Below are 12,917 nucleotides of genomic sequence, written 5' to 3'. Positions count from 1 at the left end.
CATGCCTATCCTTATCGCCATCCTTACAACTATCTTTTGACATGGTGACCTCGTGACGAAACAATCCACGAGATCTTCCTAGCCGACCAGATCAGCCCTCAGTGCGTGGTCGCCGGATGACGCTCACCCTGAATAGGATCATAGAAGAGCCTCCCTATCTGTGACAGATGTGGAGGGGGATATCTGACCCACCGCAGAAGATATTTGAGCAACCAGAGACGCCTGTAAAGAAAGATCCGTATGTCGCACGACTCACCAGTGGTCAATCGCGCTCATTGCTTTCCTTTTGCTTCATGATTTCGCGGAGAGACTTCGGCCGCGGAGGTGACCTGTTGCGGCCCTCCCACGAGGCCGCGATCACGCCCTCGAAGGGAGCTTCCCCCGAGTGCAACTCGGCATTCCGCTATCGGTTGTGACTAGTTTAGCGTTCGCCGCGCCAGGCCCTGCCACCGAAATGCCCATGCCGATCCTCGACGAGACAACGCAGCCTGATCCGGCAGGGATGGAGGAGGTGCTAAATCGAAATGACCATCATACGCTGGATGCGAAGGACCATCACGGGTCGATGTCGCATTTGGGTCAAACTGAAGAAGAACGTGCGGTGATGGCCGAACAATTCGCAGGCGCATATTTGCTGAAGTAGAAATCCCGGCTTGGTCGGGGTGGGGTACCTGGCATTGCCGGCTACAAGGCGATCAACGCACTGGACTCTATGATCGGCCATCATACGCCGCGACACGAAGCTCTTGGTTGGGCTGCGGCGCGCGCATCGATGATGTGGCAAACTTCATTCCAGCTCGCCTGACCGCTGTTCTCTTCGTGCTGCGCGCCCCGGTCTTCGCAGGGTGGTCATGCATGATGCGCGATGCGAACCGGCGCCGCTCGATTAATGCCGGCTGGCTCGAAGCCGCCATAGCTGGAGCGCTCGGCGAGCGGCTCAGCGGTCCGCGAGCGTATCACGAGACCATCGCGGCGGGAACTCGAGGCGCTCGCGAGGGCTGAGCTCGCGATCGTGGTCAACCCGAACGATCCCGACGGAAAGCATCATGATCAGAGTGAACTTCTTTCGATCCTGCCGCGTGTCGGCCGTCTAGTGATCGACGAAAGCTTTACCGAGCTAGCCCTGGCTTATCACCTGCGCCCGATCAGTCCCTCTTCGCCGCCCTTGGTCGCCCTGATCTTTCGCGGACCATCTCCTTTTTCGCCATTTTGATGGCGTGGCGGGCGTCGGTGGAGCCCTCGGGCGCGACGATGTCCCCGTCCTCGGCGGCACCTGGTTCGGACATCATCCGGCGTGGTCCCTTTGGCTTGACAAGTTGCGGCCCAGAGCAAATGGTTGGCCCGCGTTGGTGCCTGTTCTGCGACAGGCGAAGAGGGAATGCGATAGGGCTCGAGCCAAACGGCTTGGCCTGAAAAGCAGCCGCCCCCGCGACCGTGACCGGAGAGATGCCCGAAGCCACTGATCAGCTGGGGATCGGGAAGGCGGGGATCGAAGGGAAAGACCCTGCTCCGCAAGCCGGGAGACCTGCCAGCGCAACGTTGAGACCGGCGGACGGGGTGTTCCGCGACGGGGAAAGCGAAGCCTCCTCAAGGACGGTTCGTGCACCTCATCGCTTCCCGCCGTCAATTCAGGAAGGGGCGATGATCGTCACTCTTCACGTTTGCATCACATGCCGCCCGGGCCAGACGCTCGGGGAAGGCGAGATTACGCCCGGTGCGCGCCTGCATGCCGCTATTCTCGACGCGGGCGTGCCTGACGGCGTCGTCGTTCCCGTCGAATGCCTGTCCGCCTGTAACCAGGGCTGCTCGGTCGCGCTCAGCGCGCCGGGACGGTGGTCCTATGTCTACGGTCGCTTGTCCGATGGCAACGCGCACGACGTGATTGCCGGCGCGTCAGCTTACGCGGCGGCACCCGATGGCATCGTGCCATGGCGCAGCCGGCCGGAGATCTTCCGCAAACAATCGCTCGCTCGCATTCCACCTATCGCCGCCCTGCCAGAAGCCGCGGAATGAACACGCTCGCAAAAGTCCCTGTCACGGTCGTCACTGGCTTGGCATCACTCTGGAAGACGCGCCGAAATTCGATCGCGGCTGCGCCGCGCGAGGCGTCATGAGTACGGTCGCTATCAAGGGCTGGTGCCCTGGCGCGTTGCGGCCGATGCAGTCAGGCGACGGGCTCGTGGTCCGCGTGCGCCCCTATGGCGGAAGGCTCGATGCGGCACAGGCGGCAGGGCTGGCTGATCTGGCAGAGTGTTACGGCAACGGCTTGATCGACTTGACCAGCCGGGCCAACTTCCAGATCAGAGGCGTGAGTGATCAGGGACACTTGTCTCTGCTCGACGGTCTCGCCCAATTGAAGCTGCTTGACCATGATCCGGAGGCCGAGTCGCATCGCAACATCCTGGTGACACCGTTCTGGGGCATAGGCGATGACACGCGTTCGCTCGCAGCCGAACTGGAGCAGGCCCTTGCCGGCAGTTGGCTAGCTCTTCCGACCAAATTTGGCTTCGCTGTCGATGACGGCAAGGAACGGGTGCTTGCTGGCGCATCCGCGGACATTCGGATCGAGCGTGGCCGCGCGGGCGGCCTTTTGGTGCGCGCCGATGGCGCTGAGTTTGGTCGCTCCGTTACGCGCGGCGACGCTGTGAGCGTTGCAGTCGCGCTTGCCGAATGGTTCATTACCTCAGGCGGCACCAGCGGCAGGCGAGGGCGCATGGCCGCCCACATCATGGCCGGCGCGAGATTGCCGGATGCACTGCTCGGTAGGACCGAGCCCGCACCGACGATCGCTGTGCCTCGTCCCGGTCTTTGTCCGCTGGGTGCGATGGTCGGCGTCGCATTCGGGCAACTGCCCCATTCGGCACTTCGGCTTATTGCCGCAGATGCGCAAGGGTTGCGTATGACACCGTGGCGGATGATTCTTGCTGAGGGAGCACGCACGATGCCGCGCGGTGCGGACCTCATCACCGAGGCCGATGAGCCAGCGCTTCGCGTCATCGCTTGCAGCGGCGCGCCGCGCTGCCGCGAGGCTCTTGCCGATACCCGCACGCTGGCTGCCGCGCTTGCGCCGCACATCGCCGCGGACGCGCGCCTCCACGTTTCGGGCTGCGCCAAGGGCTGCGCGCATTCCGGGGCGACCGCGATCACGCTGGTTGCGACCAGCGCCGGATTCGATCTCATCCGCGACGGCTCGCCGCGCGCCGCGCCAGTTATGCGTGGCTTGAGCCACGGCGTCATCATCGAAAATCCCTCCATGCTGGCGGGAGGACGCTGATGCCGCACATTTATGAAGCCGACGGTGCAGCGATCTATCGACAGTCCTTTGCCACCATCCGCGCCGAGGCGGACTTGACGCGCTTCACGCCCGATGAAGAACAGGTGGTCGTGCGCATGATCCATGCCGCCGGCATGGTAGGGCTCGAGGCCCATATCCGTTTCACGCCCGGCATGGTGGCGGCGGCGCGGGATGCGCTGCAGGCCGGCGCGCCCGTACTTTGCGACACGCGTATGGTGTCCGAGGGGATTACACGCGCGCGGTTGCCGGCGGTCAATGCCATCGTCTGCACGCTCGGCGACCCCGCCGTTCACGTACTGGCACAATCCATGCGCGATACCCGTTCGGCCGCGGCACTGGAACTGTGGCGACCGCACCTCGATGGCGCCCTTGTCGCGATCGGCAACGCGCCCACCGCGCTGTTTCACCTCCTCAACATGCTGGAGGATCGCGATTGCCCGAGGCCGGCTGCAATCATTGGCTGTCCGGTCGGCTTCGTCGGCGCGGCTGAATCCAAGGCCGCGCTGATGGCCGATCCGCCGGCGCCCGCCCTGACAATTGAAGGACGCCTCGGCGGCTCGGCGATCACCGTCGCCGCCGTGAACGCGCTCGCGAGCCGGAGCGAATAGCGATGGGGCGCATCATTTGCTGCGGCCTCGGGCCAGGCAATCCGGACTTGATGAGCGTGCGCGCGGACCGCGAGGTGCGCGCAGCCAGGCACGTCGCCTATTTCCGCAAGAAAGGGCGTCCCGGTCAGGCCCGCCGCATTGTCGAAGGCATGCTGGCCGCCAATGTCTCCGAATATCCGATGGAATATCCGGTCACCACCGAGCTCTCCTTCGACAGTCCGGATTACCTTCGCGTGCTCGCCGGCTTCTATGAAGAATGGGCGGAGCGTCTGGCGCGGCTTGCGCTCGCGGTCGATGTCGTCGTGCTCTGCGAAGGCGATCCCTACTTCTATGGCTCCTTCATGCATTTGCACGCGGGCCTGCGAGGCCGCGTCGAGATCGAGGTGATCGCGGGCATTCCGGGCATGGCCGGCTGCTGGAATGTGGTCGGTCAGCCGATTGCGTTGGGCGATGACGTGACGACCGTCTTGATGGGCACAATGGCGGAGGATGAACTCGAACGGCGGATGCGCAATTCGGACGCGCTCGTCGTCATGAAGACCGGGCGCAACCTCCAAAAGGTGCGCCGTGCGCTCGCCTCCGCCGGTCGTCTCAATGATGCCTGGCTGGTCGAGCGCGGCACCATGCCGGGCGAGCGTGTCGCGCGGCTGGTCGATGTCGAGGAAACCGATTGCCCCTATTTTGCAATCGTGCTCGTGCATGGAACGGGATGGCGCGCGGACAACATCGCATGACGGGATCGCTGACGATCGCGGGACTTGGGCCGGGCGATGAGGCGCTGGTCACGCCGGAGGTGACGGCCGCGCTAGCTACCGCGACCGACATTCTGGGCTATGCGCCCTATGTCGCGCGCGTAGCGCCGCGCGAAGGGCTCACGTTCCATCCGTCGGACAATCGCATGGAGTTGCAACGCGCAGCCCACGCATTGCGGCTGGCATCAGAGGGACGCAACGTGGTGCTGGTATCCTCTGGCGATTCCGGCATCTTTGCGATGGCTTCTGCCGTGTTCGAAGCACTCGAAGAGACGCCGCAATACCAGGGGCTTCCGATCCGGGTGCTCCCTGGCGTGACCGCAATGCTGGCGGCGGCCGCGCGCGCCGGCGCGCCGCTCGGACACGATTTCTGTGCCATTAATCTCTCCGACAATCTGAAATCGTGGGCGGTGATCGAGAAACGGCTGCGGCTTGCGGCCGAAGCTGATTTTGCCATCGCGATGTACAATCCGCGCTCGGCGAGCCGGCTGGAGGGATTTGGACGCGCGCTCTCAGTGTTGAAGGAGGCCGGGTGCGGCGACCGTCTCGTGATATTCGCGCGCGCGGTCAGCACACCCGATGAGCGGATTGAAATGATCAAATTGAGCGAGGCGTTGCCCGAGATGGCCGACATGCGTACGCTCGTGATCATCGGCAATTCGGCGACGCGACGCGTTGGCCGCTGGGTCTATGCGCCGAGGCACGCCCGATGACCGAGCCATTGCATCACCTCGGCCACGCTTTCCATCCGCGTCCGCTCAGGCAGAGGCGGCCGCGAGATCATGATCACGGGAAGGCCGAGCGCACGCGCAGCGTCGATTTTTGCGCGCGCGCCTTCGCCCCCGGAATTGCGGGCGACAATCCATTCGATGCCGCGCGTGCGCATCATCTCCAGCTCACTTTGAAGAGTGAATGGCCCGCGCGACACGATGACGTCGGCATCGAATGGCAGTGCGCCCTCGGGCGGGTCGACGAATCGCAAGGTGTAGGCATGCTGCGGCTTCGCGCCGAACGGCGCGATGTGTTGCCGGCCGATGGCAAGAAAGACGCGCGCCCGATTTTCCGGCAAGGCGGCGACGGCGGACGCGACATCCGCAACCTCGATCCAGTTATCGTCAGTCGCCTTGGCCCAAGGCACACGCTCGATCGCGATCAGAGGCGTTCCGCTTGCCGCGCACGCGGCAGCCGCGTTGCGGCTCATTTCGGCCGCAAACGGATGGGTTGCATCAACGACATGCGTAATGGCTTCGCGGCGAATATAGTCGGCAAGTCCGTTCGCGCCGCCGAATCCACCGACGCGGGTGGGCAGTGGCTGGTCGGCGGGGTTGCGGGTGCGTCCGCCATAGGAATAGATCGCTTCGAGGCCCGCCCGCGCAATTGCTGCAGCGAGCAAATTGGCCTCAGTCGTTCCGCCCAGAATGAGGGCGCGCGTCATGGCTGATCCCTGGCTGACCATCATCGGTATCGGCGAGGATGGCCTTGCCGGCCTCTCCGAGGCAAGCCGAAAGGCGCTTTTTGAAGCCGAAACCGTCTTTGGTGGCGAGCGCCATCTTGCGCTCGCAGGCATAACCGAACGCACCCAGCCCTGGCCAGTGCCGTTCGATGCCGACGCTGTGCTGAGCTGCCGCGGCCGCCCGACGGCGGTGCTCGCCTCGGGCGACCCGTTCTGGCATGGCGTCGGCGGCAGTCTTGCGGAGAAGCTCGAGGCAGGCGAGTGGATCGCGCATTCCGCGCCTTCGACATTCTCGCTCGCCGCAGCGCGGCTCGGCTGGCGTCTTGAGTCCGTCATCTGTCTCGGACTGCACGCCGCGCCGTTCGAACGGCTCGTGCCGCATCTCGCGCGCGGCGCACAGATCATTTGCCTGGTGCGCGATGCCAGGGCGGCTGGTGACCTTGCGAGATGGTTGACAGAGCAGGGGTGGGACGCATCGTCGTTCTGGACCCTCGCCGCGCTGGGCGGCCCACGTGAGAAGATCATGCAGCATCGCGCAGACAGCTATGCCGGTGATTTGGCCGATGGCCCGGTCGCGGTTGCGCTGAAGGCCAGCGGAGCACAAGGCATCACCCGCAGTTCGGGGCTGCCGGACGATCTCTTCGCGCATGATGGCCAGATGACGAAGCGGCCGGTGCGTGCGCTCGCTCTTTCGGCGCTGGCGCCGCGACTGGGCGAACGGTTGTGGGATATCGGCGCAGGCTCTGGCTCGATCTCGATCGAATGGGCGCTGTGCGGCGGGATCGCGGTGGCCGTCGAGGCGCGCGATGACCGCGCCGCGAACATCCGCCGCAATGCAGCGAGTTTCGGGCTGTCGCACCGGGTCACCGTCATTGGCGGGACTGCTCCCGACGCTCTCGCTGCACTTGAAACGCCGGATGCTGTGTTCCTCGGCGGAGGTCTCGACAGCGCGATGTTCGATGCCGTCTGGTCGCGCGTTGTCCCGGGTACGCGGCTGGTCGCGCACGCCATAACGCTCGAGACGGAAGCGTTTCTCGTGGAACTGCACCATCGCCACGGCGGCGGGTTGATGCGGATCGAGCTCGCGCATGCAGGACGACTCGGCCATTACCGCTCCTGGGAGGCGACACGGCCGGTCGTGCAATGGAGCGTGGTCAGATGAAGGTCGCGGGCTTGGGATTCCAGCGCGACGCCACGCTCGACGCGCTCCGCGAAGCGCTCGTGGCGGCCGGCGGACCCGCCGGAATCGCGGCGGTGGCAACCGTTAGCGACAAGGCGGAAGCGGGTGCCCTGAAGTTGCTCGCGCGAGAATGCGGCGTGCCGATCAAGGCGATTCCAGCTGAAGTTCTGACAGGCATCGCAACGCCGACTCAGTCAAAACTCATCAGGGACAAGTTTGGCACGGGATCGGTCGCCGAGGCTGCCGCGCTCGCCGCGGCCGGCCGTCGCGCGCGGCTAATTTCGAGGCGGTCGATCTCGCAGGACCGGACGGCAACCGCTGCCATTGCGGAGGGAGACGGCGAATGACGGTGCATTTCATCGGTGCAGGGCCGGGCGCCGCGGATCTCTTGACCTTGCGTGGCCGCGATCTCATCGCCTCTTGTCCGATCTGTCTCTATGCCGGCTCGCTGGTGCCGGCGGGCGTGCTGGCGCATTGCCCGCAAGGCGCGCGAATCGTTAACACCGCGCCACTGTCGCTCGACGAGATCATCGCAGAAATCGCAGGTGCGCATGCCGACGGCAAGGATGTGGCACGGCTGCACTCGGGTGATCTCTCGATCTGGTCGGCGATGGGCGAACAATTGCGCCGCCTGCGCGCGCTCGGTATTTCCTATTCCGTGACGCCGGGTGTTCCCGCCTTTTCCGCGGCCGCGGCAGCGCTGCAAGCTGAGCTGACATTGCCGGGGTTGGCCCAATCGGTGGTGCTGACGCGTACGCCGGGCCGGGCCAGCGCGATGCCGGAGGGCGAGAACCTCGCCGCGTTCGCCGCAACCGGCGCGGTGCTCGCCATTCATCTGTCGATCCATTTACTCGATAAGGTCGTCGCCGAACTCGCGCCGCATTACGGCGCGGACTGCCCGGTGGCGATCGTCTGGCGCGCGAGCTGGCCAGACCAGCGCATCGTCCGCGCCACGCTCGCCACAGTTGAAGCCGCTCTTGGTGCTGAGCTCGAGCGGACCGCACTCATCCTGGTGGGCAAGACCTTGGGTTCGGAGGAGTTTGCCGAGAGTCGTCTCTACGCCGCCGACTATGATCGCCGCTACCGGCCGATCGGGCCGGTACCGCGCTTTCCGGAGGCGTCGTGATGGGGGCGGGCCTCGTCATCTCGGCGCCGGCCTCCGGCGTCGGCAAGACGACGCTGACGCTGGCGCTCGCGCGCGCCTATCGCGACCGCGGATTGAAGGTGCAGTGCTTCAAGAGCGGGCCCGATTATATCGACCCGGCGTTTCATGCCGCCGCCGCCGGATGCCCGTCCGTCAACGTGGACAGTTGGGCGATGGATCGCGCGGCGATCGAGCACCTCGTTGGCCGTGGTGCGGATGCCGACCTCGTTCTAACCGAGGGTTCGATGGGCTTGTTTGACGGCGCGGCCGCACGCGGCGTCTCCGGCACCGGCGCCACCGCCGACATTGCCGAGATGATCGGTTGGCCAGTGCTGCTCGTGATCGATCCGTGCGGACAGGCCCAGACGGCCGCGGCCGTGGCCGCGGGTCTGCGCGATTTTCGCGCGGGTGTGCGCCTTGCCTGTGTCGTGTTGAATCGCGTCGCGAGTCCGCGCCACGAGGAGCTCGTGCGCAGTGCCTTCGCCAATGCCGGCATACCCGTGCTCGGGGCCTTGCCTCGCCACGCCGAAATCAGCTTGCCGAAACGGCATCTCGGCCTGGTGCAGGCGGAGGAGCAGGCTCAGATCAGTGGCCTGATCGGTGAGGCCGCGCGCTTCGTCAGCGCGCATGTCGATCTCGACGCCGTGCTGCAAGCGGCGTCCAGCTGGTCGCCGCAACCGTCCGCGCGCGGGCTCGGCGTCGATCCGCCCGGTCAACGCATTACGCTCGCTCGCGATGCGGCGTTCTCCTTTGTCTATCCGCATATGTTGGAGGCCTGGCGCTCCGCGGGCGCCGAGATCACGACCTTCTCGCCGCTCGCCGATGAAGGCCCCGATGAAAGCGCCGATGTGTGCTGGCTGCCCGGCGGCTATCCCGAACTGCACGCCGGCCGCCTCACGGCCAACGCACGATTTCGCACCGCTCTCCGCGCCTTTGCGGCGACGCGCCCCGTGCACGGCGAATGTGGGGGCTATATGGTGCTGGGTGCGGCTTTGGCGGATGCCGAAGGCGCGCGCCACGAGATGGTCGGCTTGCTCGGTCTGGAGACGAGCTTTGCCAAACGTCGCATGCACCTCGGCTATCGTCTCGCCGAGCTCGCGGCGCCGATCCCTGGACATCAAGCCGGCGCGCGCTTGCGTGGCCATGAGTTTCACTATTCCACGATCGTCGCACAGCCAGATACGCCGCTCGCAGTCGTCCGCGACGCGACCGGGGCGATCGTCGCCGAGACCGGCTCGCGGCGCGGTCACGCGACCGGCACATTCTTTCACCTGATTGCGGAGGACCGGTGAGGGGCTTCGTCTCTTTCATCTCCGCCGGTCCCGGCGATCCCGAGCTCCTGACGTTGAAAGGGGCCGCGCGGCTTCGCGAGGCCGACGTCGTACTCTATGACGATCTCGCGTCAGGCGCGATCCTCGACCGTGTCCGTCCCGGCGCCAATCTCGTCGCGGTTGGAAAACGCGCCGGCCGTCCCTCGACCAAGCAGCAGCATGTCAACCGGCTCCTGGTCGACTATGCCTCGACCGGCGCGCGCGTGGTGCGCCTGAAATCCGGCGATGCCGGCGTCTTCGGCCGTCTCGAAGAGGAGATCGAGACGCTGCGCGCGGCTGATATCGGCTATGAGATCATTCCCGGCGTGACCGCGGCCTGCGCTGCCGCCGCGCAGGCCGGCGTTCCGTTGACGCGACGCCACACGTCGCGCCGGGTCCAGTTCGTGACCGCAGCCGATGTCACCGGCGAATTGCCGCAAAATCTCAATTGGGCGGCCCTCGCCGATTCGGAAGCAACCACCGTGGTCTATATGGGCCGGCGGACATTCCCCGCTCTGGCGGCAAAGCTGATCGCGCATGGTCTTGCGCCTGATACCCCGGCGCTGCTTGCGGAATCCTTAGGCCACTCCGATGAGCGGCTTGTCCGCACCACCATCGCAGAGCTCGCCGAACGTCTTGCGCAAGCCGAAGCCGTGACCAAAGCCGCCGTCATTCTGTTCGGCGCGCTTGCAGGAGATTCTGCCTGATGATGTCGGCGTCCGCCCTCGCTCGCCCCTTGACGCCTGCTGTTCGAAAAGAGCACACAAGAGGGCATGGTGCTCGAAGCGGCGCAAAGCGCCGGAACATAATCGGGAATGGGGTAGGGCGGACCCATTGCGCGCGCCCGGAAGCCCCGGCCGCCCGTGGACCCAGGGCCGTCGGGTGTGACGGCAGGAAGGACTTGAGATCATGCATATCGAACCGGGAATCGTAACGGGCGCCAAGCTCGTGTTGAGTTATGCGACGGGCATCGCCGCGGGCGCTGTCGCGCTCAAGCTCGCGGTCGAGACCGTGCGCGAGCAGGGCATCGGATCGTTGGCTGTGCGGATAATGGCCACGACAGCGCTTGTGCTCACGTTCTTCGAGATCCTGCCGCATTTCTCGGTCGGGGTCTCCGAGGTGCACTTCATCCTCGGCTCGACGTTGTTCTTATTGTTCGGCGCGGCGCCAGCTGCCTTGGGACTTGCGCTCGGTCTACTGTTGCAGGGACTATTCTTCGTGCCGACCGATCTGCCGCAATACGGCATGAACGTCACGACGCTGTTGGTGCCACTATTTGCGATCCAGGCGCTCGGCCAGCGCATCGTTCCACGCAACACGGCCTATGTGGACTTGCAATATCGCCAGGCCCTCGCGCTCTCGACTGCATACCAGTCGGGCATCGTGGCGTGGGTCGCCTTCTGGGCGCTCTATGGTGCGGGCTTTGGCGCCGCCAATCTCGCCAACATCGCGACCTTCGCGGCGTCCTATGCGCTAGTCGTATTGATCGAGCCGTTGGCCGATCTCGCCGTGTTGGCGCTCGCCAAATCGCTGCGTGCCGTGACCGCGGAGGGGTTCGTCACCCGCCGCCTGCACAACGCTGCCTAGAGACAATGCGAACGGCGGCCGCCATGGCCGCTCTTCGCTCAAGCAATGCTCACGATCTCCTTGATAGGCATCGGTTGCGGCGATCCCGAGCAACTCACGCTCGCGGCAATCCGTGCCATCAACGCAGCCGATCTCATTCTCATTCCGCGCAAGGGAATGGCGAAGTCCGAGCTCGCCGAATTGCGGCGGGCCATTTGCAAAGACGTACTTACCAATGCAGCGGCACGCATCGCGGAATTCGACCTGCCGGTTCGTGACGCAGACGAAACGGATTACCGCAAGCGCGTGGACGAATGGCACGACGCGGTCGCCGCAACCTGGTCGCAGACGATCACCGGCCATTTGGGACGCGAGGGGCGGATTGCGCTGCTGATCTGGGGCGATCCTTCGCTCTATGACTCGTCCCTGCGCATCGCGCGACGGCTCGATCCCACACCTATGATCGAAGTGATCCCCGGCATAACGTCGATCCAGGCATTGTGCGCGGCCCACGCGCTGCCGTTGAACGATGTCGGCGAGCCTTTTCTGGTCACGACGGGACGGCGGTTGCGCGAAGGCGGCTGGCCGCCCGGCACCGATACCGTGGTCGTGATGCTCGACGGTGGCACGGCGTTTCAGTCGCTCGACGCGCACGGCCTGCACATCTGGTGGGGCGCCTATCTCGGTACGCCGGATCAGATCATTATGTCGGGCGAGCTATCCGAGATGGGTCCGCGCATCACTGCCGCGCGGCAGGAGGCGCGCGCACGGCACGGGTGGATCATGGACAGCTACATTCTCAAACGTAGATCGTGAAGCGGCCATTCGTCGCGCGAACGGAACAGAGGTACGGCAACATGCTCCCTCAATGGGTCTATCAGAAGTGCCCCGGAATCTCTGCCGTCCATCGCGAGGCGGCCGTCGCGGTTGCTCTAAAACTGTCCGCTAGGATCGCAGTCGCCGCCAACCTATCACGATACCGCTCGTCGACACGACGATTCCAATGAGCGACAGGAGCACCATCACGGTGTCCCATGCCGGGCGATGGCGCAGCAGCAGCGGAAAATCTAGACTGTGCATGGCATTGAATAGCCAGCGATACGTCCGGCGGCTATTGTCGACGCGGCCGAGAATGTCGCCATTGCGCGGATCAATGTAGAACCAGCTCTGAGCCGCGTCCTCGAAGCCCACGCGCAGCACCGGCAGAGGGCGCTCATTGTGATGCGAATACCAATAAGCATCGAACCACGTTTGTGGGTGCGCTTCTCGATCCGAAGCCGGTGAACGCGCACTTGCAGGACACCATTCGTCGTTACCGCAAGCTCATGGGGAATGAGGAGCGAGAGCCTGAAAGCCGCCCGCAGGGTAGGAGGGCGGCTATACGCTAAAGCGTATTTATATGGTGTATACGCTGAAAGGTATATCCATTTTTAACCTCTGAAGCGTATATTGACATTTAACCTCTAGAGCGTATATGGCGTGCCTAGTACCCACTTTTCTTGGATCGTGAGTCGTGATTCAAGATATGGATGATCCCCGAAGCAAGAGAAGTCCACCTTTCGCGGAAAGATCGCAAGGTGCTTGAGGCGTGTTGTCGCTCGCCGGTGAC

15 protein-coding genes, 2 pseudogenes and 1 riboswitch are annotated in these 12,917 nt (G+C 64.6%); of the genes and pseudogenes, 15 read left to right on the top strand and 2 right to left on the bottom strand.

All coding sequences use genetic code 11. From position 1 onward, the window contains the following. Positions 1-460 precede the first annotated feature (460 nt). The 8 genes and pseudogenes from ACZYOF_RS38090 (at position 461) to cobJ (ending at position 5,368) form a co-directional block, all read left to right on the top strand. Positions 461-643, top strand: a complete 183-nt coding sequence (locus ACZYOF_RS38090) for a hypothetical protein (protein ID WP_028162308.1) — start codon at positions 461-463, stop codon at positions 641-643. A 21-nt stretch (positions 644-664) separates the two neighbouring features. Continuing rightward, positions 665-960, top strand: a pseudogene (locus ACZYOF_RS38085) (CobD/CbiB family cobalamin biosynthesis protein); the annotation flags it as partial. 52 nt (positions 961-1,012) lie between these two features. Further along, complete coding sequence (locus ACZYOF_RS38080) at positions 1,013-1,213, top strand: hypothetical protein (RefSeq protein WP_080663589.1); 201 nt, start codon at positions 1,013-1,015, stop codon at positions 1,211-1,213. Positions 1,214-1,330: 117 nt separating this feature from the next. Next, positions 1,331-1,547: riboswitch (cobalamin riboswitch) on the top strand. A 94-nt stretch (positions 1,548-1,641) separates the two neighbouring features. After that, positions 1,642-2,013: a DUF1636 family protein gene (locus ACZYOF_RS38075; RefSeq protein WP_130229647.1), complete on the top strand. Its 372-nt coding sequence runs from the start codon at positions 1,642-1,644 to the stop codon at positions 2,011-2,013. 97 nt (positions 2,014-2,110) lie between these two features. Next, complete coding sequence (gene cobG / locus ACZYOF_RS38070) at positions 2,111-3,274, top strand: precorrin-3B synthase (protein WP_463718972.1); 1,164 nt, start codon at positions 2,111-2,113, stop codon at positions 3,272-3,274. After that, positions 3,274-3,903: a precorrin-8X methylmutase gene (locus tag ACZYOF_RS38065; protein WP_463718971.1), complete on the top strand. Its 630-nt coding sequence runs from the start codon at positions 3,274-3,276 to the stop codon at positions 3,901-3,903. Before cobG ends, ACZYOF_RS38065 begins: the two co-directional genes overlap by 1 nt. A 2-nt stretch (positions 3,904-3,905) precedes the next feature. Further along, entirely contained in the window at positions 3,906-4,637 is a 732-nt protein-coding gene (locus ACZYOF_RS38060) for a precorrin-2 C(20)-methyltransferase (protein WP_028162313.1), read from the top strand. Continuing rightward, positions 4,634-5,368 carry a precorrin-3B C(17)-methyltransferase gene (cobJ, locus tag ACZYOF_RS38055; protein WP_028162314.1) on the top strand — a complete coding sequence of 245 codons (735 nt, stop codon included), beginning with the start codon at positions 4,634-4,636 and terminating at the stop codon, positions 5,366-5,368. Before ACZYOF_RS38060 ends, cobJ begins: the two co-directional genes overlap by 4 nt. Here cobJ and ACZYOF_RS38050 read toward each other — a convergent pair. After that, complete coding sequence (locus tag ACZYOF_RS38050; protein ID WP_028162315.1) at positions 5,344-6,090, bottom strand: cobalt-precorrin-6A reductase; 747 nt, start codon at positions 6,088-6,090, stop codon at positions 5,344-5,346. The genes cobJ and ACZYOF_RS38050 overlap by 25 nt on opposite strands. Between ACZYOF_RS38050 and cbiE the strand changes: the two genes are divergently transcribed. From cbiE to cobF, 7 genes are all read left to right on the top strand, one after another. Continuing rightward, complete coding sequence (gene cbiE / locus ACZYOF_RS38045) at positions 6,089-7,270, top strand: precorrin-6y C5,15-methyltransferase (decarboxylating) subunit CbiE (RefSeq protein WP_463718970.1); 1,182 nt, start codon at positions 6,089-6,091, stop codon at positions 7,268-7,270. The two genes, ACZYOF_RS38050 and cbiE, sit on opposite strands and share 2 nt — an antisense overlap. After that, on the top strand, positions 7,267-7,635 hold the full coding sequence (locus tag ACZYOF_RS38040; protein WP_028162317.1) for a cobalamin biosynthesis protein: 369 nt from the start codon (positions 7,267-7,269) through the stop codon (positions 7,633-7,635). Before cbiE ends, ACZYOF_RS38040 begins: the two co-directional genes overlap by 4 nt. After that, positions 7,632-8,414 (top strand): precorrin-4 C(11)-methyltransferase, encoded by a 783-nt coding sequence (gene cobM, locus ACZYOF_RS38035; RefSeq protein WP_028162318.1) that lies wholly within the window; start codon positions 7,632-7,634, stop codon positions 8,412-8,414. The genes ACZYOF_RS38040 and cobM overlap by 4 nt, the downstream gene beginning before the upstream one ends. Continuing rightward, a complete protein-coding gene (locus ACZYOF_RS38030; RefSeq protein WP_028162319.1) occupies positions 8,414-9,724 on the top strand; it encodes a cobyrinate a,c-diamide synthase in 1,311 nt (436 codons plus the stop codon). Before cobM ends, ACZYOF_RS38030 begins: the two co-directional genes overlap by 1 nt. Then, positions 9,721-10,449 (top strand): uroporphyrinogen-III C-methyltransferase, encoded by a 729-nt coding sequence (gene cobA, locus ACZYOF_RS38025; protein ID WP_028162320.1) that lies wholly within the window; start codon positions 9,721-9,723, stop codon positions 10,447-10,449. Before ACZYOF_RS38030 ends, cobA begins: the two co-directional genes overlap by 4 nt. Before the next feature lie 202 nt (positions 10,450-10,651). Continuing rightward, a complete protein-coding gene (locus ACZYOF_RS38020; protein WP_028162321.1) occupies positions 10,652-11,329 on the top strand; it encodes an energy-coupling factor ABC transporter permease in 678 nt (225 codons plus the stop codon). Positions 11,330-11,374: 45 nt separating this feature from the next. Next, positions 11,375-12,124 (top strand): precorrin-6A synthase (deacetylating), encoded by a 750-nt coding sequence (cobF, locus tag ACZYOF_RS38015; RefSeq protein ID WP_028162322.1) that lies wholly within the window; start codon positions 11,375-11,377, stop codon positions 12,122-12,124. Positions 12,125-12,253: 129 nt separating this feature from the next. Here the strand turns inward: cobF and ACZYOF_RS38010 are convergent. Continuing rightward, positions 12,254-12,586 (bottom strand): annotated as a pseudogene (locus ACZYOF_RS38010) (PepSY domain-containing protein); the annotation flags it as partial. Positions 12,587-12,917: the final 331 nt, after the last annotated feature.

The sequence above is a fragment of the Bradyrhizobium sp. LeoA1Lang genome (assembly GCF_055413685.1).
Note: the sequence above shows the minus strand (reverse complement) of the source record. Positions and strands in the feature narration are given on the sequence as shown.